We start from the raw sequence: 18,462 nt of genomic DNA on the forward strand, positions 1-18,462 counted from the left end.
CTTTGGGTTATGCCCCCGGCCTCAACCCGCATTGTTCCAGCAGTGCCTGCCAGCCTTTGGTATGACTCTCCACCGCAGCATCCAGGTTCGCCCACACACTTTCGCGGCCTCCCTGAGCCAGCGTGGACTGATACCACCTCTGAAAATGCTCAGGCATAACATCAGCCTGCATGGCCGCCAACTCGGATAAGGGTTCTATCAGGTCCGTACGGGCACGTCGCAGGTCGGCGAGGTAAGGCTGAACTTTCCCTATATAGATGCTGAAAAACATACCCTGAACGACATCGGACTGGTTATTTGGCTTGCCATTAAGGCATAAGGGACGGCTATCCAGTCGCTGGCGCATAACACGCGTTGCATCCCCGAGGCGCACAGTCACCAACCGGGCGCTGTTGATCAACTGGCCCGCCCGATATTCCGCCTGCCAGCGCTGATGCACCTCACCCCAGAAACCCAGATCCACATCAAGATTCTGATCCAGAAGCGCCGCCAATGCTTTATTCAACTGGCGAGCGTCCCGGGCAAGATCCGAAAGCGGGTCTTTGGCCTCAACCGGGTACTCGCCCTTGGCGAGCGTGAATAACGTTTCCACTTCCTCGACACCCCAGGTTGCGTTCCAGATGGCAATTGGCAGTGTTTTGCGCTTACTGGAAATGGCCTGTTTTAAAACACCCTGAAGCTCTTCATCCTCGACCGTTTCCAGGCAGTCGCCGGCGGTGTGAATGAAGCGAACCTCATAGCGCAGGCGATTAAGGGGCTGCATCACCCTGCCCATAACGGAGTTTTTCTCGCCGACCACGTATTGCAGCTCACAACCGTATAGTGACAGAAAATCCAGCATACCCAATTCCAGCTCAGGCATTGGCAGCACACGGTTACGACGTCTCGGCATTGTCTGTGCAGCGGGAATCTCAGAAAACACTGGTTCAGCGTCCAGCACTCGGCCAACCCGTTCAACATATTCATCCATCATCGGGCGGGCATCTGAGAAGGGGTTGCAACCCGCCAGCAGCAACACGACCAGGGCGGAGGCAAGCAGTCTGGCAGATCGGATTGCTGACATGTTTACCTCCTGGCACCAGCCGCATTGGCTAGCGAACGGCTACCGCTTTCGCAGCAGAGCAGCGTCCACTTCGGCGAAATTCCGGGCAGCAAAGCGCTTGGTCTCCGGTAATTCTCCATCCCGGATCAGCCAGACGGTTTTCATCCCAGCGGCCTCAGCGGCTTCGAGTTCAGCCTCAACATCCGAGAGGAACAGAACCGTTCTGGCTTCTACACCAAGTTCACTGAGAATATTACGATAGGCTTCCGGTTCTTTCTTGCCGCCAATTCTGGTATCGAAATAACCGGAGAAAAAGAGTGTCAAATCGCCGACCGTAGTAAAGCCAAAAATCAGCTTCTGGGCTTTTACCGAACCGGACGAGTAAACGTATAAACGCAGACCACGATCATGCCAGTGCTGCAGATACTGGGCGGCATCTTCGTAGATATGACCTTTAAGCTCACCCTGTTGATACCCCTGTTCCCAGACCATGCCCTGAATCGCTTTGAGCGATGTAGCCTTGCGGTCTTCGCGAATCCACCCCTGCAGCGTTTCGATCAATGCCTCGGCATCCTCACGTTCTGCTCCGGACTCTTCTGCCACCGCATCCAGTTGTGCCGACACTTCCGGTTTATCCCAATGTTCGCGGATAAACCCCGGCAAGTGCTCAGCGGCGTAGGGGAACAGCACATCGTGCACAAAGGAGATCGAGCTGGTTGTGCCTTCAATATCCGTAAGAATAACCCGGATCATAGGGCTGCTCCTTCCAGTTCCTCAAAGGGTGGCAGGCGCCCGGCAATATCTTCGCCGGTATAATCTGCGACCCAGCCTTCAGGATTGGTAAACAGACGAATACAGGTAAACTCCGGTTCGGGCCCCATATCAAACCAGTGCCGGGTGCCTTCAGGCACGCTGATCAGATCGTTTTTCTGGCACTGGACCGCAAACACCTGATCGCCAAGGTGCAGATAGAATATGCCCCGCCCTCGCACGAAAAAACGCACCTCGTCTTCGCTGTGGGTGTGCTCATCCAGAAACTTCGTCCGGAAAGCCTCTTTCTGGGGATTATCCGGATTCAGGCTCACCACATCGGCGGTTTGAAAACCGCTCTCGGCCTTCAGCTTTGCAATCTCCCGGCTGTAGGCTGCCAGAATCTGCTCCGGAGCTGCCTCAGCCGGTAAATCCTGGGTTGGCCAGCGCTCAAAACGGATGCCTTTGCCGCGCAGCAACTGGCCGATCTCTTCAGAGTTATCGGTTACTGTCGGAGCAGCTTCCGGATTATGTGCGTCAAATATACTCAAAGTCGTCATGGGCGAACCCTCATGGTTGCAAGTTCACATTCAAACAGAAATTCAAAAGCTTCCACGTGCCGCAGGCAATCCGTCATGGTTTTACCCCAGGTGTACAGCCCGTGCCCGCGAATCAGATAGCCGGGCTGCTCAGGGTGCCTCAGAAACCACTCCCGGGTTTCATCGGCCAGTGCGTTAATGTCCTGGGTGTTTTCGAAAACCGGAACTGTCACTGCTGACTCATGGGTCTCCACGCCGTCGAAGGCCTTTTGCAGTTCGTAGCCTTCAAACGTAAGAAGTTCCCCCGCAGGCACAAGCCGGCTCAGCACGGTCGCGTTAACAGAGTGTGTATGCAGGACTGCTCCGGCATTTGGAAACACCTTATACAGAGCCGTGTGCAGCAAGGTCTCTGCAGAGGCGCGGCAATCACTCTGCACCGGCCTACCTTGGAGATCGACCACCATGACATCACCTGCTCCCAACTGACCCTTGTGGCGGCCAGATACGGTAATGGCAATGTGCTCGTGATCTATACGGGCGGAATAGTTGCTGCTTGTGGCCGGCGACCAGCCACGCCCGTAAAGGAAGCGCCCGGCATCCACTATGGATTCGGCAGCAACAGCGTATCGGCTTACATCAAACACGGTTTATCTTCCCAAAGGTAAAGAGCACTGCTCATGAGTTGTTCGCAAATGATGCCGGGCCTCAATCAGATCAGCAACAACAGAAATGGCAATTTCTGCGGGGGTTTTACTGGGAAGATTAATACCAATCGGCGCCCGTAACCGCCGCAGCGCAGCTTCATCAAGCCCCAGCGACGCAAGGCGCTCCCGGCGGGACTCAGAGGTCTGTTTTGAGCCCATAGCACCCACGTAAAACGCGGGGGACTGCAGCGCCGCCAGCAAGCCCATGTCGTCTATTCGCGGATCGTGGGCCAGTGCCAGCACGCCGCACCAGGGGTCGCCAAAGGACTCTGCTATCAGGTCGTCTGGCAAGCGCCGGTCAAGTGGCAGGTGCTGATGCCCCCAACCAGATGCAAACGTTTCCCGCGGTTCACAGAGAATAACGGTAAATAGCTCCGTTCTCCAAACCGGCTTCCACCACCTGCGCAACAAAGGTTCCAAAGCTCTTGAACAGCGCTATGCCGCGCCCGCGACCTTCCGCAACGGACGTATCCCAGCCGGCTAATCGCACGGCTCTGTCATGTAGGGGTACTCTATAGCCCCTTCAATGGCCGACATGTCCCTGGGCGTTGCGATGCCTTCAGCAAGCAAGCCAACTTTACCCAGGGTGTCGTACATGAACTTGGGCGCCCATGGGTACTGAGCGGGTGCAGCGTTGCGCACGTACCAGTCCAATAGCTGAGGTCCGACGATCTGGTGATGCCAACCGGTCGGTTGATTGCCATCAAGCCCGGCCTGCATCCGGTGCAGCATGGCTGGGCGATATAAGTCGTGTTGCGTATCTTCTTCCCGCGACCAGATCATTTTCACCGGCTTCTTCACCCGGTAAGCAACCGCCGCAGCTTCTTCGATATAGTCCTGAGTCAGGCGACGACCAAACCCGCCACCGAGAAAGGTGGTATTGATCGTGACATCATCCGGGGAAAGGTCGGTTACCCGAGCTGCCGCAATACGGCCAAGATCCGGAGCCTGTGTGGGTGCCCAGACTTCGATACTGTCATTGCGGTACCAGGCCGTGGCATTCATGGGCTCCATAGTCGAGTGGGCTAAATAGGGCTGGCTGTATTCCGCCTCAAGTACTTTTTCTGCTTTGCCAACAGCAGTCTCATAATCGCCTTCGCTACGTTCAGACTCCCCGGAGTCTTCATCTGCCGCGCGTTTGTATGAAGCAAACACCTCGTCGGTGGAAAGCGACAGAGCGTTCTCGTCATCCCATTCTGCTTTCAAGGCATCCTGAGCCTTTCGGGCACGCCAGTACTTGTCGGCGACGATCGCAACACCGCGCTCGATTTCAAATACGTCGAGAACTCCCGGCATGGCTCTTAGTTCGCTGTCATTAAAAGCCTTGAGCCGCGCACCGTATCGGGGCGGGCGGCTTACCACACCGTAAACCATTCCGGGAAGCTCAACATCTATGCCGTAAACCGCTGTGCCGGTAGATTTGGCATGGGCGTCAAGTCTGCCCCGTTGCTTACCGATGTACTTCCATTCACTGGCCGGCTTCAGTGCGATGTCGCCGCGTATGACCTCTTTCGACGCCAACTCCACCAACTGCCCATAGCGCATGGAATCCAGGCCATTGGGGTGAACCACCCGGCCCTGGCGCGCGGAGCACTCAGTGGCATCGACCTGCCAGACTCTGGCAGCCGCCAAAATGAGCATTTGCCGCGCCGAAGCTCCCGCCGTGCGCAGTGGCTCCCAGCTGGAGGAAATACTGGTGCTGCCGCCGGTGAGCTGCAGTTTGTACAAGGGGTTGCGGTATTCCGGCGCTACTGGCGCAAACCTGGTGGTGATCGCCTCAGGATCAACCTCCAGTTCCTCTGCAATCAGGGTGGTGAGCCCGGTATAGGTTCCCTGCCCCATTTCAACCCGGGCCAGAGTATAGTGAATCTCGTCGTTAGTCGTTATCTCAAGCCAGGCATCCGGCTTCCACTTACCGGTTTCCCGCGCGTAGCCGGTTGGCATTCCGGAGCAGCCGGGGAGTGATAGGGACAGCATCAAGGAGCCGGATGTACCAGCACTTACTTTGAGAAAGTCGCGTCGGTTCATCGCCATATCAGTTTGCCTCCCCGACGGCCGCTGCATCGTATGCCAGAGAACCTTCCATTGAAGAGCTTCCAGCCACCGACTCAACCGCGGCAATGATTCGCGAGTAGGTACCACACCGGCAAAGGTTGCCAGTCATAGCAGCCACAATCTCGTCCCGGGCAGGCGCCGGGTTGTTTGCCAGGAGGTGGGCAGCGCTCATTATCTGCCCAGACTGACAGTAGCCACACTGCGGCACACCCTCTGCAATCCACGCTTCTTGCAGGGCGTGCAACTGATTACCATTTGCCAGGCCTCGATGGTGGTCACGTCACCACCAGCTACGGACTCCACCCGGGTTGAGCAGGAACGTACCGGCAGCCCATTCAGGTGCACCGTACAGGCGCCACAGAGGCCAACACCACAACCAAATTTGGTGCCCTTGAGCCCCAGTTCGTCACGCAATACCCACAAAAGAGGGGTGTCACCCTCAATATCCAGCGAGTGTTGATCGCCGTTAACTGTAAGGCTCAATGCCATGCCTGCTCTCCCCCGCTATTCGTCCTGGCTCTGTTCACCTGGCTTGTTGTTTTGTCCGTTTCTCAACTTGCACACAAGCTTCCTGAGAACGCCTCACTTGACAACTTTCTCGCCGTCTTTGTTCTCCCAGATCTTGCGATCACCGGTTTTCATTTTCCCGTTGGTATCCCATATTTCCCGGTTTTCTGTCGCACCTTCCACTTTGCCTTTATCGTCCCAGATTACCCGATCCTGACAGCCAGCCAGAACCAGAACCGCAAATACCATTAATACCGTTTTTTTCATGAAAAACTCCTTAGAAAGTAATGACTTGAAACTCGATATTGTCGTTTCGGGCAGCTTTATAAAGCGCTAACGCCCCTCTTGAGCCTCTCGGTTTAGCTGCTTTTCCCGCTCACTTTTGCGCACCATGACATAGACGGCGCCGGTTCCACCATGGTGTTTTTGGGCGGAATGAATCGCAAGCACTTCGGAAAGCTCCGGCAGCCATTTCGCGAGGTAACTCTTGAGCTGAGCCACCCCGTCAGGATTGCGCTCTCCCTTTCCGTGTAGAATGATGACTGTACGCAAGCCATACCGGACACAATCACCAATAAACCTGAATACGTCCCTGCGTGCCTGCTCGACAGTCATGCGATGCAGATCCAGCCTTGCTTCGATAGGGTATTGCCCCAACCTGAATTTGCGAAAAACCCCATGCTGAATACCCGCGCGTTGCCAGCACAGTATATCGTGCGCCGTTAAGGGGTCGACAATGTCAGAGGTGAGCGGGTTAGCATCTCTGAGCGGCTTTTCCACAGCAGCACGCTGACGCTCCAGGTGGCCAGGCGTCAGTTCACGGGGTGTGGTTATCTCGGCGCGATTGGGTTTTCGGATGCGCCGGACATCCTTCATTTCTTCAAGAAAACTGAGGCGATCATTTTTGGTAGTCATGGCCGTGCTTTCAATAACCTGTTGAATGGAAGAACTTTACCACCCGGCACGCTCTCCATAAAGAAACCGGGAGTATCGTACGAGGTTATGACTATCACTGTGCGACCAAAATCGTAGAGTGAACACCCGCACCCCTGAACTACACTGTTATTTGACAATAATAACGACCAAGTGGAACCGGCTATGGCAGCAGCAAATCAGGACACTACTCGCCCCCAGAATACCCGATCCATCATGGGTTTCCTGCAGGCGCACGCGCCCTTCTCCAACATGGACGACGACCATCTCGCCCACTTTGCTGAGCACGCCACATTACGCTTTTATGCAGACGGCGATGTCGTTCTCTCTGCTGAAGACGGTATCGTTCACAGGTTTTACGTTGTTAAGCAGGGACGGATCCGTGGTGAGCGTCATAACGAGAAAGCTGAAAAAACAGAAACCACGTTTGAGATCAGCCAGGGTGAGTGTTTTCCGCTAGCGGCCATCATAGGCGAACGCCCCACCCGTACACTGCACCGTGCCGCCGGCGATACCTTCTGCCTCAGCATAGAGCAGAACACCTTTGTTACCCTGATTTCCGAAAGCGAGCCATTCCGTGATTTCTGCTTGCGCGGTGTCAGCAGCCTGCTGGACCAGGTTAACCAGCGCATACAGACCGGCGCCATGGCATCCATGGGGTCCAGCATTTCCCTGAGCACGCCCCTCGAACGCTACGCTCATCGTAATCCCATTGTATGCTCTCCGGATCTGCCGGTGCGTAAAGCCGTTGCCCGCATGCACGAAAACAACGTTGGTAGCATCGTCATCACCGATGACAGCCGGCACCCAACCGGTATTTTTACCCTTCGCGACCTGCGTACCATGATTGCAGAAGAGGCTTGTACCCTGGACTCGCCGGTTCGACAGATAATGACGAAAGATCCCTGCTGCCTGACAGCACAGGCGGATGCCTTCGATGCAGCCATGCTGATGGCCGAGTACCACTTCGCACACATTTGCGTGGTCGATGAAGACAACCGCCTGATAGGAATAGTGTCGGAGCGGGATCTGTTTTCTCTGCAGCGAGTCGATCTGGTTAATCTCGCACGCACCATCGGCACCGCAACGCATCTACGAACTCTGGTCAGCCTGCGCACCGACGTCTCCAGGCTGGTTGATGCCATGATGGCTCACGGTGCAGACTCCGGCCAGGTTGTAAAAATCATTACTACGCTCAATGACGTCACTGTGCGACGGGTACTTGAGCTGAACATCAAGAAAAACGATCCCGGCATCCCCTTCACCTGGCTGACGTTTGGCAGCGAAGGACGGCAGGAGCAAACTCTTCTGACTGATCAGGACAACGGCATACTTTTCCAGACGCCGGAAGGCATGACCGAAGACCAGGTCCGGGAAAAGCTGTTGCCATTCGCCCGTGTAGTCAACGACGAACTTGCAGAATGCGGCTTCACCCTGTGCAAGGGAAACATTATGGCCAGTAACCCCAAGCTGTGCCTGAGCGACCGGGAATGGGATGACTGGTTTATCCGCTTCATTGACGCATCCACACCACAGAATCTTGTCTATTCCTCCATTTTCCTGGATATGCGCGCCGTGTTCGGACCCAAGGAGCACTTGGACGAACTTCTGGACCGGGTGTCGACAAGGGTTCGCAAGAATGCTCTGTTTCAGAAGATGCTGGCTAGTAACGCATTCCAGAGAAAACCGGCGCTGACTATGTTCCGGAACTTTCGCTTTGTGTCCGAAGGCAAGAAACACGGCCTCGATCTGAAGCGTCAGGGCCTCGCACCTTTTGTTGAGGCAGTACGCGTTTTCGCGCTAGCCAACGGCGTGAAAAGTGCAAATACGATTGAGAGGATGGACGATCTTGTCCAAAAAAACGTCTTTGATGCAAAAGATGCTGCAGCGTGGAAAGATGCTTACAGCCTGATTCAGGCCATTCGCATGCGATCACACCAGGAAATGCTCGAGCGGGGCGAAGAGCTCACCAACTACATAGATCCGGACGACCTGAACCCGCTGGACAGGCGCATTCTCCGTGAGTCGTTCCGCCAGGCTCAGCGCCTGCAACAGAAACTCGAAGTTACCTACCAACTCTGAATCCAGGCTGCCGCCCCATGTTGGAACAGATCAGACAGTGGATTGAACGTCGCCGTACGGGCCTGACCGGGAAAATGGCGCCAGAGAATATGCCCAACCCCATAAGCCCGGGTGATCAGTTGCTGTCTGAATGCCGCTTGATTGTTCTGGACCTTGAAACCACAGGATTGCATCCGAACAAGGATGAAGTCATAGCTGTTGGCGCAGTCGCGATCAACGGCGGCGCAATTGACCTCAGCGATCAGTTTGACCTGGTTCTTCGGCGCCCCGAACTGGATATCACCAAAACGGTACTGATTCACGGTATAGGGACGGAAGCGCTTACCCAGGGGCATGAGACCGAAGATGCCCTGCTTTTTCTTCTGGAGTGGATGAATGGCGACCCGGTACTTGCTTACCACTCGGCGTTCGACCAGAAGTTTCTGGAAAAAACCCTGAAGGCTGAGCTTGGCTACACCCAAAACCATACCTGGATGGACGTAGCAGACATCTTGCCCGCGTTTTTCCCGGACGCCCTTACCGACGGCAAAGGCCTGGATAATTGGGCTGACCATTTTGGCCTGGAGGTCAGCGCAAGACACCACGCAGCTTCAGATGCTCTGGCTACCGCAGAACTGACCCTCATTGCCATGAACAAAGCTCACAAAAACGGCCTTAAAACCCTCAGGGAACTGCACGACAAACTGCGGTACCAGCGTCGCCTGAAAGACATACATCGCATGTAGTCCAAGTATCAGAAACCCCTGAAAAACAGACGCCTGTCACAGCAAATCCCCAAGAATTAGACTTTTTGCCAATATCTATAAATCGATTGACAGGTAAAGTCATAAAAGAGGACAAGTAGGGGAAGTACCAATATGAATAATAAATTCTCTGTCTCGCTCAGCTCACCAAAACACCACGATAGATCAACAACAACAAGACAGGAGTAATCCTATGTCAGGGCATAGTTACGACGCTGAAAAGTACTGGAAGGCGAATCTTCGCCTTATATTCGGGAGCCTGATTGTCTGGGCCCTGGTTTCTTACGGTTTTGCAATCATTTTGCGCCCCATGCTTGCCGGTATTCCCATCGGCGGCACGGACCTGGGCTTCTGGTTCGCGCAACAGGGCTCCATTCTTACGTTCATTGGGTTGATCTTCCACTACGCGTGGCGCATGAACAGGCTCGATAAACAATTCGGCGTGGACGAGGAATAAGCGTATGAGCCAATTTGGAATCAATATCATGTTTGTGGGCGGGTCTTTCCTGATCTACATTCTCATTGCTATCTGGGCCAGGGCCGGAAGCACGAAGGACTTCTACGTTGCCGGCGGCGGCGTACACCCGATCACCAACGGTATGGCGATTGGTGCTGACTGGATGTCTGCGGCATCCTTTATCTCCATGGCGGGTCTTATTGCTGCCAGTGGCTATGGAGCCTCAACCTACCTTATGGGGTGGACTGGCGGCTACGTTCTGCTGGCCATGCTTCTGGCGCCATACCTGCGTAAATTCGGCAAGTTTACGGTTCCGGAGTTTATCGGTGACCGTTTCTACAGCAAGAACGCCCGCCTGGTTGCGGTTATCTGCCTGATTGTTGCATCTTTGACTTACGTTATCGGCCAGATGGCCGGTGCCGGTGTAGCCTTCTCCCGCTTCCTGGAGGTTGATTCAACAACAGGCCTGATAATCGCCGCTGTCGTAATCTTCATCTACTCCGTGCTTGGCGGCATGAAAGGTATCACCTATACACAGGTTGCCCAGTACTGCGTGCTAATCATTGCCTACACCATCCCAGCTGTGTTTATCTCAATGCAACTGACCGGCAACCCGATTCCGGCGCTGGGTTTGTTCTCCACGCACATCGATTCCGGAATGCCGATTCTCGATAAGCTGAACCAGATAATTACTGACGTTGGCTTTAACGAGTACACTGCGGACATCGATAACAAGCTGAATATGGTGCTGTTTACTCTGACGCTGATGATCGGTACCGCTGGTCTTCCTCACGTTATCATCCGCTTCTTCACCGTTCCCAAGGTTGCTGACGCTCGCTGGTCAGCTGGCTGGGCCCTGGTGTTCATCGCGCTGCTGTACCTTACGGCCCCGGCTGTTGCGTCCATGGCTCGACTGAACCTGATGACAACCATCTATCCGGATGGCACCGCTGCTGAGCCGATTGAATACGACAATCGTCCACAGTGGGTTAAGGAGTGGGAAGTCACGGGTTTGATCAAGTTCGTTGACAAGAACGAAGACGGTCGCATTCAGCTTTACAACGATGCTCCATCCTTTCAGGCTGAAGCCGATGCTCGCGGCTGGAAAGGCAATGAGCTGGACGTAAACCGTGACATCCTGGTACTGGCCAACCCGGAAATTGCCAACCTTCCCGGCTGGGTTATCGGGCTGATAGCCGCAGGTGGTCTGGCGGCTGCACTATCGACCGCAGCAGGCCTGTTGCTGGCTATATCCTCGGCAATCAGCCACGATTTGATCAAAGGTTCAATCAATCCGGGTATTACGGAGAAAGGCGAGTTGCTGGCAGCCCGTATCTCCATGGCCATTACAATTGTTGTGGCGACATACCTTGGTGCCAATCCTCCGGGGTTCGCAGCGCAGGTGGTTGCTCTGGCCTTCGGTATTGCAGCGGCATCACTGTTCCCGACTCTGATGATGGGTATCTTCTCCAAGCGTGTTAACAATACCGGCGCCATTGCAGGTATGTTGTGCGGCTTGGCGTTCACTCTGACGTACATCTTCGTGTACAAGGGCTGGCTCTTTATTCCGGGCACTGCGAACCTTGCAGACACTCCGGCGAACTGGGTATTCGGCATCTCTCCGCTGTCGATCGGTGCGATTGGCGCCTTGGTCAACTTTGCGGTAGCCTTCGCTGTATCCAATGCAACTGAAGAGCCGCCCGTTGAGATTCAGGAACTGGTTGAAAGCGTTCGTTACCCTCGCGGTGCGGCACAAGCCCAAGACCACTAAGCAACAACCCGGCCTGGTTCGCTCATTGAGTTGACAGGCTGATACTGAACGGGCTTCCTCTTTGAGGAAGCCCGTTCTTTTTTAAGGAAACGCATTTATGTTCTGGACTCTTGTCGCCACCGTATTTTGTGGACTGGGCGCTGCCGGTATCGCTCTGGCAATCCGCGCCGCTACTCGCAATATGGCGCCTAAATGGATTATTCCAGTATTTGCTGGTGCAGGTATGCTTGGCTACCTGATCTACGGCGAGTACATCTGGTTTGACCATAAGCAGTCACGCCTGCCAGATGAGGCTGTGGTCGTGAGCACAGAGAGCAGAGGTATATTCTGGCGTCCCTGGTCATTGGTTCAGCCATACGTAACCGCATTTTCCACGGTGGATATGGACAGCATCGCACAGGACACCGACAACCCGAATATCATCCGGTTCACGCTCTACCGGTTTGAACAGAAGCTGACAGACACAGTTTCGCACAGGGTTCACATTATTAACTGCACAACCCGTGAGATCGTCCCTATCGGCTCTGATGGAACACCCCGGATCGATAACCTCAAAGTTCTGAACCGAAGCGACCCACTGTTCTCAGCTGTATGCGCCGGCTGATGTTTCAGTAACGGCGCCAGGTAAATCGCCCACCTGACGGAAATGTATAAATATGATTAGTGTCTGGCTGCTGGTTTTAATTTCCATCACCTACATTTCGATCCTGTTTATCATCGCCTGGTCAGGTGATAAACACCCCGGGCTTTATCGCAGGCGTCTGGCACGAACACAGGTTTACTCACTGTCACTGGCGGTCTACTTCACCTCCTGGACATTCTACGGTGCTGTTGGCCGGGCTACGCAGGAAGGGCTGGGATTTTTACCAATCTATCTTGGCCCCTTACTGGTTTTCGTTTTTGGCGCGCCGCTGCTGCGACGAATTATTCACATAAGCAAACGCAATAACAGCACGTCCATAGCAGACTTCATTGCCTCCCGGTATGGCAAATCCCAACTGCTGGCTGCCATGATCGCAGCCTTCGCGCTGATTGGCAGCGTGCCCTACATCGCACTGCAGCTTAAAGCTATCGCAATGGGGTTCAGCGTGCTATCCGACACGGGCACTGGTTTGGGTGCGGGTATGGGCGTGGGGCAGCTGAGTACCGCAGCCTGGAACGATGCGGCCTGGTACATAACCCTGGCCCTGACCGTATTCACCGTGCTTTTTGGCACTCGCCATCTGGAGTCTACAGAACATCATCGCGGCATGATTCAGGCCGTAGCCTTCGAATCACTAATCAAGCTCGTTGCTTTCGTAGCCGTCGGACTGTTTGTCGGATACGGGCTATACAGTGGCTTTGGTGATCTACTCACACATATCAGGCAGGCCGATCTGACTGGCACTCTGACAACAGATGCCATTGAAGCTCCGGCATTCATAACCCAGACACTCGTTGCCATGCTCGCCATTATCTGCCTGCCACGACAATTTCACGTTATGGTGGTTGAGAATGCCGACCCCCGGGATTTCGAAGTTGCTCGCTGGGCCATGCCGATTTATCTCGTTGTGGCCAGTGCCTTCGTATTACCCATTGCGGCAGCTGGCCTACTCGCTCCGGAGGCCATGACTGGCAGCCCCGATATTCTTATTCTGCAGTTGCCCATCATGGCTGGGAAAGAATGGCTCGCCATCCTCGCATTCCTCGGTGGTGGGTCCGCAGCTGCAGCCATGGTTATTGTCTGTTCCGTCGCAATTGCAACGATGGTGAGCAATGAAATAATCATGCCGGCACTGCTCAAGTTTTTCCGGCCAAGAATGAACCGTCAGGCGGATCTGAGCTCCTTGTTGCTCGGCATCCGCAGAGTAGCCATTTTTGTCGTTCTGCTTACGGCCTACGGTTTTTACCGGATGGCAGGTGAAGACTACAGCCTGACGTCATTCGGGCTTCTGTCTTTTGCCGCAGCAGCGCAATTCGGGCCTGCTCTTGTGGGAGGCATTCTTTGGCGTCGCGGAAATGCCACAGGAGCAACCTGGGGCCTCGGACTGGGCTTCCTGATGTGGTGCTACACGTTACTGCTCCCTGCGCTGGCATCAACAGGCTGGTTTACCGATTCTCTGATTAACAAGGGTCTCTGGGGCTTGAGCTGGACAAGGCCAACGGCATTGTTCGGACTGGAACTCGACCAGACCAGCCATGGCATTGTCTGGAGCCTGGGCATCAATACGCTGGTTTATATAACACTCTCACTAGTGACTCGCCAACGGGTACGCGAGAAAATCCAGATAGCCTCATTCTTTCACGACCCTAACCCAAAAGGCGATACGGTTCAGCATCAGAGCTGGCAGGGCGAAATTCTCACCTCAGATCTGCAAGCCCTTACGGACAGGTTCATGGGTGAGGAGCGCTCCGAAGCCATTTTCCGTAATTACGGACGGCGTAATGCCATAAGACTTCACCCGCATCGCCCGGCTTCCTCTCATCTGATGAAATACATAGAGCGCCAGCTAGCCTCTGTGATCGGCGCTTCTACAGCCCGGGTGGTTCTGGAATCGACCCTCACGGGTCGCGACATGCAGATTGAAGATGTAGTCAGCATTGTTGACGAAGCATCACAAGCCATGACATTCAGCCGAGAGCTACTGCAGTCAGCCATAGAGAACATCAGCCTTGGTGTTTCCGTGGTCAATCAGCAGCAACAGCTTGTGGTCTGGAACCATCGCTACCTCGAACTCTTCACCTACCCCAAAGGATTTGTAAGAGTTGGTCGCCCTGCTGAAGAGCTGATGCGCTACAACCTCACCAATGCCAACCTGCCGGCTCGGCGTATTGATGAAATCATTACCAATCACTACTCCAGCATGCGCGAAGGGCAACCTATTTCTTACGAGCGCCAGCGGCCAGACGGGACCGTCGTTCGGGTAGATGGCAGCCCGATTCCCGGCGGGGGATATGTAACCACATTCCAGGACATTACGGCGATGCGCCGCACCGAGCAGGCGCTTAAGGAAACAAATATCTATCTTGAACAGCGGGTTAAAGAACGCACACAGGAGCTGCAGGTTATCAACGAGCAAATGCTCAAAGCCAAATCCGTTGCAGAGCAGGCAAACCAGAGTAAAACCCGCTTTCTTGCGTCAGCCAGCCATGATCTGCTGCAGCCACTCAATGCGGCGCGACTGTTTACCTCCGCGCTTGCCGGGAAGGCCAATAATGCCGAGAACAAGGAGCTCGTGGATCATATCGACAGCTCACTCGGGGCAGCAGAAGAGATCATCAGTACCCTGCTCGACATTTCCAAGCTTGACGCAGGAGCTCTGGAGCCAGACATTGGCGTGTTCCCGATTAACGATATTATGCGCCACCTGGCCACCGACTTTACGGCCATTGCGGAAGACCAGGGTCTGAAGCTCCACGTCGTGCCCAGCAGTGCCTGGATTCGGTCAGACGCCAAACTGTTGCGCCGCGTAGTACAAAACTTCCTCTCCAATGCTATACGCTACACCCCGGAAGGAAAAATCCTGCTCGGTTGCCGCCGCCTCAAAGGGTATCTGCGCATAGAAGTATGGGATACTGGCCCTGGCATACCCGAAGACCAGCTGACCTTTATTTTCGAGGAATTTCGGCGTTTTCAACACGGCCGGGACAAAAAAGGGCTTGGGCTTGGCCTGGCAATCGTCGATCGGATAAGCGGCATGCTGAATCACCCCGTAAGCGTCGAATCAGTTCAGGGTAGAGGAAGTGTGTTTGGGATAACCGTTCCACTCGCACCGGCGGATCAGGCGTATCAGACCTCTGACACCGCTGCCACCAGCTCCCGACGAGTCTCCAGCCTCGGCGGCTTGAGTGTACTCTGCATCGACAACGACCCTGCAATTTTGCAAGGTATGGTGGCTCTTCTGGGAAACTGGAAATGCGATATCACAGCGGCTCAAAGCCTCGAAGACGCGCTGAGACAGCTGCAGGGTGAACAACCCGATATCATACTTGCGGACTATCAGCTCGACGAGGACAGGAATGGGTTGGATGCAATGGACGCAATACGCAGCGCAGTTGGGTATGACATTCCGGGCATACTGATAACCGGATATATGGCGACAGACGTTCGCGACGACGCAATCGAGCGAGGTTACCAGATTCTATACAAGCCAGTTAAACCTGCCGCCCTGAGAGCTTTAGTGAACAAACTGCTGAAACACAAACGCTCATGAGCGATCCTGATAACAAGTCCTCGTCTGCCACAAGCGCATTTGGGAAGCTCGCTTATCTTGTGATAGACGACTTTGAAAATTTCCGGCTCTCTATGCGCCATATGCTTCGCAGCTGCGGCGCCGACAATATAGAACTGGTCGCACACGCCAAACCCGCCGTGCAGTACTGCACTTATAATCACGTTGATGTGGTGCTGTGTGACTACAATCTCGGAGAAGGCAAGAACGGCCAGCATATTCTGGAAGAGCTTCGGCACAAGAAGCTTCTCAAGCGCTCATCGCTGTTTCTTATGGTGACCTCGGAAACGTCGAGAGAAATGGTTATGGGCGCTCGTGAGTATCAGCCGGACGCCTACCTTACGAAGCCAATCAACCGCACCATGCTGGACAAACGCCTGGGCAGCCTGATCAGTCAGCGAAACGCCCTGCTTCCGATTAATCGTGAGATCGACCGGGAAAACTATCCTGAAGCCATCTCACTCTGCTTGCAGGCTCTCACTCGATTACCACGCTATAAAACATGGCTCATGAAAACTCTCGGGGAGCTTTACTTCCTGCTAGGTGATCTTTCCCATGCCATCAAAGTGTATGACGATGTACTCTCCCAACGCGAGCTGTCCTGGGCGCGATTCGGGCGCAGCAAAGTACTGCTGGCCAGTCAGCGCAACGATGAGGCGGTCGAGAGTCTACAGCACCTGATTGCCGGCCACCCCGACTATATGGAAGCCTATGACCTTCTGGCAGAAGGCCTTGAACGCCAGAACAAGCCTGGGTTAGCGCAGAAGGTTCTTGAACGGGCGACTGACTACTCACCAAATGCACTTCTCCGCCAAAAGCATCTGGCTGAGCTGGCTGAGTCAAACCAGGATATGGATACTGCCGCCGAGGCATGGCGGCGCACGGTGAATCTCGGGACACACTCGATTCACGATAGTCCACAGCATTATCTCGCTCTCAGCCATACCCTTTGCGACCTCAGCGAAGGCGATACAGGAGTAGAGGGGGCAGCACTTGCGAACGATGCCTTTTCAGTTCTTGGCAATATGGAGACGCGATTTCCCGACAATGATGGCCTCGCCCTTCGTAGTCAGATTGTCCAATGCAGGCTCTACGCAGGCCAGGAGAAAGTGCAAAAAGCTGAAGTAATACTTGAGAGTATCCGGCCGGAACTGAAAAACACCTCTGCTCCGGACCTTGAAACTAGCCTGGACTATGCAAAAACACTTTTCCGCCTTGGCTACGGGGCGGATGCCAAGGCACTATTGGGAGGACTGGCCGAACAGTTCAGGGAAAATCCTCCCACCCTGAGAAAGATCGAAAGCTTGCTGGATGAACCCGTTGGTTTTCGCATGAAGGTCAAGGCACGTCGTCTGAACCGGGATGGAATAAAAGCCTTTGAGTCGGGCGACCTCAGGGAAGCCGCAAACATTTTCACAAAAGCGCTGGAAATGATACCGGATCACCCTGCCCTTAATCTCAATCAGGTCCAAGTACTAATGAAGGAGTACGAGGGCAACACCAGCAACAAGGACCTACTGGAACGCTGCCAACAGCACCTGAGTCATCTGGCCGGCCTGCCGGAGCAGCATGGACAATACCGACGCTACCTTGCTTTGCAACGCAAACTGAAGGCACTGAACCTATGAAAAACCGGAATATCGACTTCTCCATGGTTCTTGCTCTGGCCGTGCACGACATGAAGAACTCACTCGGGATGCTACTCAACTCCCTCGATGAACTGAGAGCCGAGAACGAAGATAAACTGAACGACTCTTCCAGGTTCAACACCCTCCAGTATGAAGCTGAACGGATACACAATGACCTCGTGCAACTTCTGGGGATTTACAGGCTGGGTGAAAACAACCTTTCTGCACACATAGAAGAGCATTTTGTTCCTGACTTCCTGTTCGAACACCTTTCCCGACACACACCGCTTCTCGAAGGCCTGAATATAGAATGTTCCATTGACGCTGACGAGATAAACGGCTTTTTTGATGCTGACCTGCTGACTGGCGCACTGAATAACACGATCAATAATGCGATCCGGTATACCAAAACCAGTATCAGGCTAACGGCCAGCGAGCGTGATGGCTTTCTCGTTATCGGGGTAGAAGATGATGGTGAGGGGTACCCTGAGAATATGCAGCACACAGGAACGCTGAGTTTCAAATCGCTGGACTTCAACACAGGCAGCACAAGCCTGGGGCTGTTCTTTGTTTCTGCGGTGGCGGATCTTCACAGCGAGGGAGAACGAACGGGCTACATCAAGCTCCACAATGGCGGGCACCTTGGTGGTGGTGTTTTCGAAATCTGGCTTCCATGAGACAAAACGAAAAAACCCCAGCCTCGTTGGAAGCTGGGGTTTTGGTATTAAGAGTCTGACGATGACCTACTCTCACATGGGCAAATGCCACACTACCATCGGCGCAGGCCTGTTTCACTTCTGAGTTCGGGATGGGATCAGGTGGTTCCAAGCCGCTATAGTCGTCAGACAAAACGGTTGATCACTGGGGGACGAGATAAAACAACTGTCTGTAATGTCGATTCTTTCTTTTTGCGTCATCCGCAATTGTCTTGGGTGTTATATAGTCAAGCCGCACGAGCAATTAGTATCGGTTAGCTCAACGCCTCGCAGCGCTTACACACCCGACCTATCAACGTCCTGGTCTTGAACGGCTCTTCAGGA

General features: G+C 54.2%; 17 protein-coding genes, 2 rRNA genes and 1 pseudogene. 8 read left to right on the forward strand and 12 right to left on the reverse strand.

All coding sequences use genetic code 11. From position 1 onward, the window contains the following. Positions 1-7: 7 nt before the first annotated feature. The 10 genes and pseudogenes from ACN0V1_RS08990 to smrA all read right to left on the reverse strand — a co-directional run bounded on the left by ACN0V1_RS08990 (position 8) and on the right by smrA (position 6,512). Complete coding sequence (locus ACN0V1_RS08990; RefSeq protein ID WP_417544663.1) at positions 8-1,063, reverse strand: DUF3080 domain-containing protein; 1,056 nt, start codon at positions 1,061-1,063, stop codon at positions 8-10. Between the two features lie 39 nt (positions 1,064-1,102). Further along, positions 1,103-1,795, reverse strand: a complete 693-nt coding sequence (mtnC, locus tag ACN0V1_RS08995; protein WP_417544664.1) for an acireductone synthase — start codon at positions 1,793-1,795, stop codon at positions 1,103-1,105. Further along, positions 1,792-2,352 carry a 1,2-dihydroxy-3-keto-5-methylthiopentene dioxygenase gene (locus tag ACN0V1_RS09000; RefSeq protein WP_417544665.1) on the reverse strand — a complete coding sequence of 187 codons (561 nt, stop codon included), beginning with the start codon at positions 2,350-2,352 and terminating at the stop codon, positions 1,792-1,794. Before ACN0V1_RS09000 ends, mtnC begins: the two co-directional genes overlap by 4 nt. Continuing rightward, the gene (locus tag ACN0V1_RS09005) at positions 2,349-2,975 is read right to left on the reverse strand and encodes a methylthioribulose 1-phosphate dehydratase (RefSeq protein ID WP_417544666.1); all 627 of its coding nucleotides are present in this window, start codon (positions 2,973-2,975) and stop codon (positions 2,349-2,351) included. Before ACN0V1_RS09005 ends, ACN0V1_RS09000 begins: the two co-directional genes overlap by 4 nt. A gap of 3 nt (positions 2,976-2,978) precedes the next feature. Further along, a complete protein-coding gene (locus ACN0V1_RS09010; protein WP_417544667.1) occupies positions 2,979-3,446 on the reverse strand; it encodes an XdhC family protein in 468 nt (155 codons plus the stop codon). After that, positions 3,385-3,525 carry a hypothetical protein gene (locus tag ACN0V1_RS09015; protein WP_417544690.1) on the reverse strand — a complete coding sequence of 47 codons (141 nt, stop codon included), beginning with the start codon at positions 3,523-3,525 and terminating at the stop codon, positions 3,385-3,387. The genes ACN0V1_RS09010 and ACN0V1_RS09015 overlap by 62 nt, the downstream gene beginning before the upstream one ends. Next, entirely contained in the window at positions 3,516-5,069 is a 1,554-nt protein-coding gene (locus tag ACN0V1_RS09020) for a molybdopterin cofactor-binding domain-containing protein (RefSeq protein WP_417544668.1), read from the reverse strand. Before ACN0V1_RS09020 ends, ACN0V1_RS09015 begins: the two co-directional genes overlap by 10 nt. A gap of 1 nt (position 5,070) precedes the next feature. Further along, positions 5,071-5,579: pseudogene (locus tag ACN0V1_RS09025) on the reverse strand ((2Fe-2S)-binding protein). A 93-nt stretch (positions 5,580-5,672) separates the two neighbouring features. Next, positions 5,673-5,864 carry a membrane lipoprotein lipid attachment site-containing protein gene (locus ACN0V1_RS09030; RefSeq protein WP_417544669.1) on the reverse strand — a complete coding sequence of 64 codons (192 nt, stop codon included), beginning with the start codon at positions 5,862-5,864 and terminating at the stop codon, positions 5,673-5,675. A gap of 66 nt (positions 5,865-5,930) precedes the next feature. Further along, positions 5,931-6,512, reverse strand: a complete 582-nt coding sequence (gene smrA, locus ACN0V1_RS09035) for a DNA endonuclease SmrA (protein ID WP_417544670.1) — start codon at positions 6,510-6,512, stop codon at positions 5,931-5,933. Positions 6,513-6,695: 183 nt separating this feature from the next. Here smrA and ACN0V1_RS09040 point away from each other — a divergent pair, with 183 nt between their 5' ends. The 8 genes from ACN0V1_RS09040 to ACN0V1_RS09075 all read left to right on the forward strand — a co-directional run bounded on the left by ACN0V1_RS09040 (position 6,696) and on the right by ACN0V1_RS09075 (position 18,099). Next, complete coding sequence (locus ACN0V1_RS09040) at positions 6,696-8,612, forward strand: putative nucleotidyltransferase substrate binding domain-containing protein (RefSeq protein WP_417544671.1); 1,917 nt, start codon at positions 6,696-6,698, stop codon at positions 8,610-8,612. Between the two features lie 17 nt (positions 8,613-8,629). After that, positions 8,630-9,337: a PolC-type DNA polymerase III gene (locus ACN0V1_RS09045; protein WP_417544672.1), complete on the forward strand. Its 708-nt coding sequence runs from the start codon at positions 8,630-8,632 to the stop codon at positions 9,335-9,337. Between the two features lie 211 nt (positions 9,338-9,548). Further along, the gene (locus ACN0V1_RS09050) at positions 9,549-9,812 is read left to right on the forward strand and encodes a DUF4212 domain-containing protein (protein WP_144780362.1); all 264 of its coding nucleotides are present in this window, start codon (positions 9,549-9,551) and stop codon (positions 9,810-9,812) included. Positions 9,813-9,816: 4 nt separating this feature from the next. Beyond that, complete coding sequence (locus ACN0V1_RS09055) at positions 9,817-11,583, forward strand: sodium:solute symporter family protein (protein WP_417544673.1); 1,767 nt, start codon at positions 9,817-9,819, stop codon at positions 11,581-11,583. 97 nt (positions 11,584-11,680) lie between these two features. After that, complete coding sequence (locus ACN0V1_RS09060) at positions 11,681-12,187, forward strand: hypothetical protein (protein ID WP_417544674.1); 507 nt, start codon at positions 11,681-11,683, stop codon at positions 12,185-12,187. A gap of 52 nt (positions 12,188-12,239) precedes the next feature. Beyond that, a complete protein-coding gene (locus ACN0V1_RS09065; RefSeq protein ID WP_417544675.1) occupies positions 12,240-15,776 on the forward strand; it encodes a NahK/ErcS family hybrid sensor histidine kinase/response regulator in 3,537 nt (1,178 codons plus the stop codon). Next, positions 15,773-17,422, forward strand: a complete 1,650-nt coding sequence (locus ACN0V1_RS09070; RefSeq protein ID WP_417544676.1) for a response regulator — start codon at positions 15,773-15,775, stop codon at positions 17,420-17,422. Before ACN0V1_RS09065 ends, ACN0V1_RS09070 begins: the two co-directional genes overlap by 4 nt. Continuing rightward, positions 17,419-18,099, forward strand: coding sequence for a sensor histidine kinase (locus tag ACN0V1_RS09075; RefSeq protein ID WP_417544677.1), 681 nt, complete (start codon positions 17,419-17,421; stop codon positions 18,097-18,099). Before ACN0V1_RS09070 ends, ACN0V1_RS09075 begins: the two co-directional genes overlap by 4 nt. 53 nt (positions 18,100-18,152) lie before the next feature. Here ACN0V1_RS09075 and rrf read toward each other — a convergent pair. Together rrf and ACN0V1_RS09085 are read right to left on the reverse strand one after the other, a co-directional pair. Further along, a 5S ribosomal RNA gene (rrf, locus tag ACN0V1_RS09080) occupies positions 18,153-18,268 on the reverse strand. A gap of 93 nt (positions 18,269-18,361) precedes the next feature. After that, positions 18,362-18,462: ribosomal RNA gene (locus ACN0V1_RS09085) — 23S ribosomal RNA — on the reverse strand; the annotation flags it as partial.

Source organism: Marinobacter sp. (assembly GCF_048266785.1).
In the GTDB taxonomy this organism is placed as follows: domain Bacteria; phylum Pseudomonadota; class Gammaproteobacteria; order Pseudomonadales; family Oleiphilaceae; genus Marinobacter.

Bases quoted from the DNA above. Each gene is read 5' to 3' on its own strand.
- ACN0V1_RS08990 (WP_417544663.1), bottom strand. From the start codon at position 1,063: ATGTCAGCAATCCGATCTGCCAGACTGCTTGCCTCCGCCCTGGTCGTG.
- mtnC (WP_417544664.1), bottom strand. From the start codon at position 1,795: ATGATCCGGGTTATTCTTACGGATATTGAAGGCACAACCAGCTCGATC.
- ACN0V1_RS09000 (WP_417544665.1), bottom strand. From the start codon at position 2,352: ATGACGACTTTGAGTATATTTGACGCACATAATCCGGAAGCTGCTCCG.
- ACN0V1_RS09020 (WP_417544668.1), bottom strand. From the start codon at position 5,069: ATGGCGATGAACCGACGCGACTTTCTCAAAGTAAGTGCTGGTACATCC.
- ACN0V1_RS09030 (WP_417544669.1), bottom strand. From the start codon at position 5,864: ATGAAAAAAACGGTATTAATGGTATTTGCGGTTCTGGTTCTGGCTGGC.
- smrA (WP_417544670.1), bottom strand. From the start codon at position 6,512: ATGACTACCAAAAATGATCGCCTCAGTTTTCTTGAAGAAATGAAGGAT.
- ACN0V1_RS09040 (WP_417544671.1), top strand. From the start codon at position 6,696: ATGGCAGCAGCAAATCAGGACACTACTCGCCCCCAGAATACCCGATCC.
- ACN0V1_RS09045 (WP_417544672.1), top strand. From the start codon at position 8,630: ATGTTGGAACAGATCAGACAGTGGATTGAACGTCGCCGTACGGGCCTG.
- ACN0V1_RS09050 (WP_144780362.1), top strand. From the start codon at position 9,549: ATGTCAGGGCATAGTTACGACGCTGAAAAGTACTGGAAGGCGAATCTT.
- ACN0V1_RS09055 (WP_417544673.1), top strand. From the start codon at position 9,817: ATGAGCCAATTTGGAATCAATATCATGTTTGTGGGCGGGTCTTTCCTG.
- ACN0V1_RS09060 (WP_417544674.1), top strand. From the start codon at position 11,681: ATGTTCTGGACTCTTGTCGCCACCGTATTTTGTGGACTGGGCGCTGCC.
- ACN0V1_RS09065 (WP_417544675.1), top strand. From the start codon at position 12,240: ATGATTAGTGTCTGGCTGCTGGTTTTAATTTCCATCACCTACATTTCG.
- ACN0V1_RS09070 (WP_417544676.1), top strand. From the start codon at position 15,773: ATGAGCGATCCTGATAACAAGTCCTCGTCTGCCACAAGCGCATTTGGG.
- ACN0V1_RS09075 (WP_417544677.1), top strand. From the start codon at position 17,419: ATGAAAAACCGGAATATCGACTTCTCCATGGTTCTTGCTCTGGCCGTG.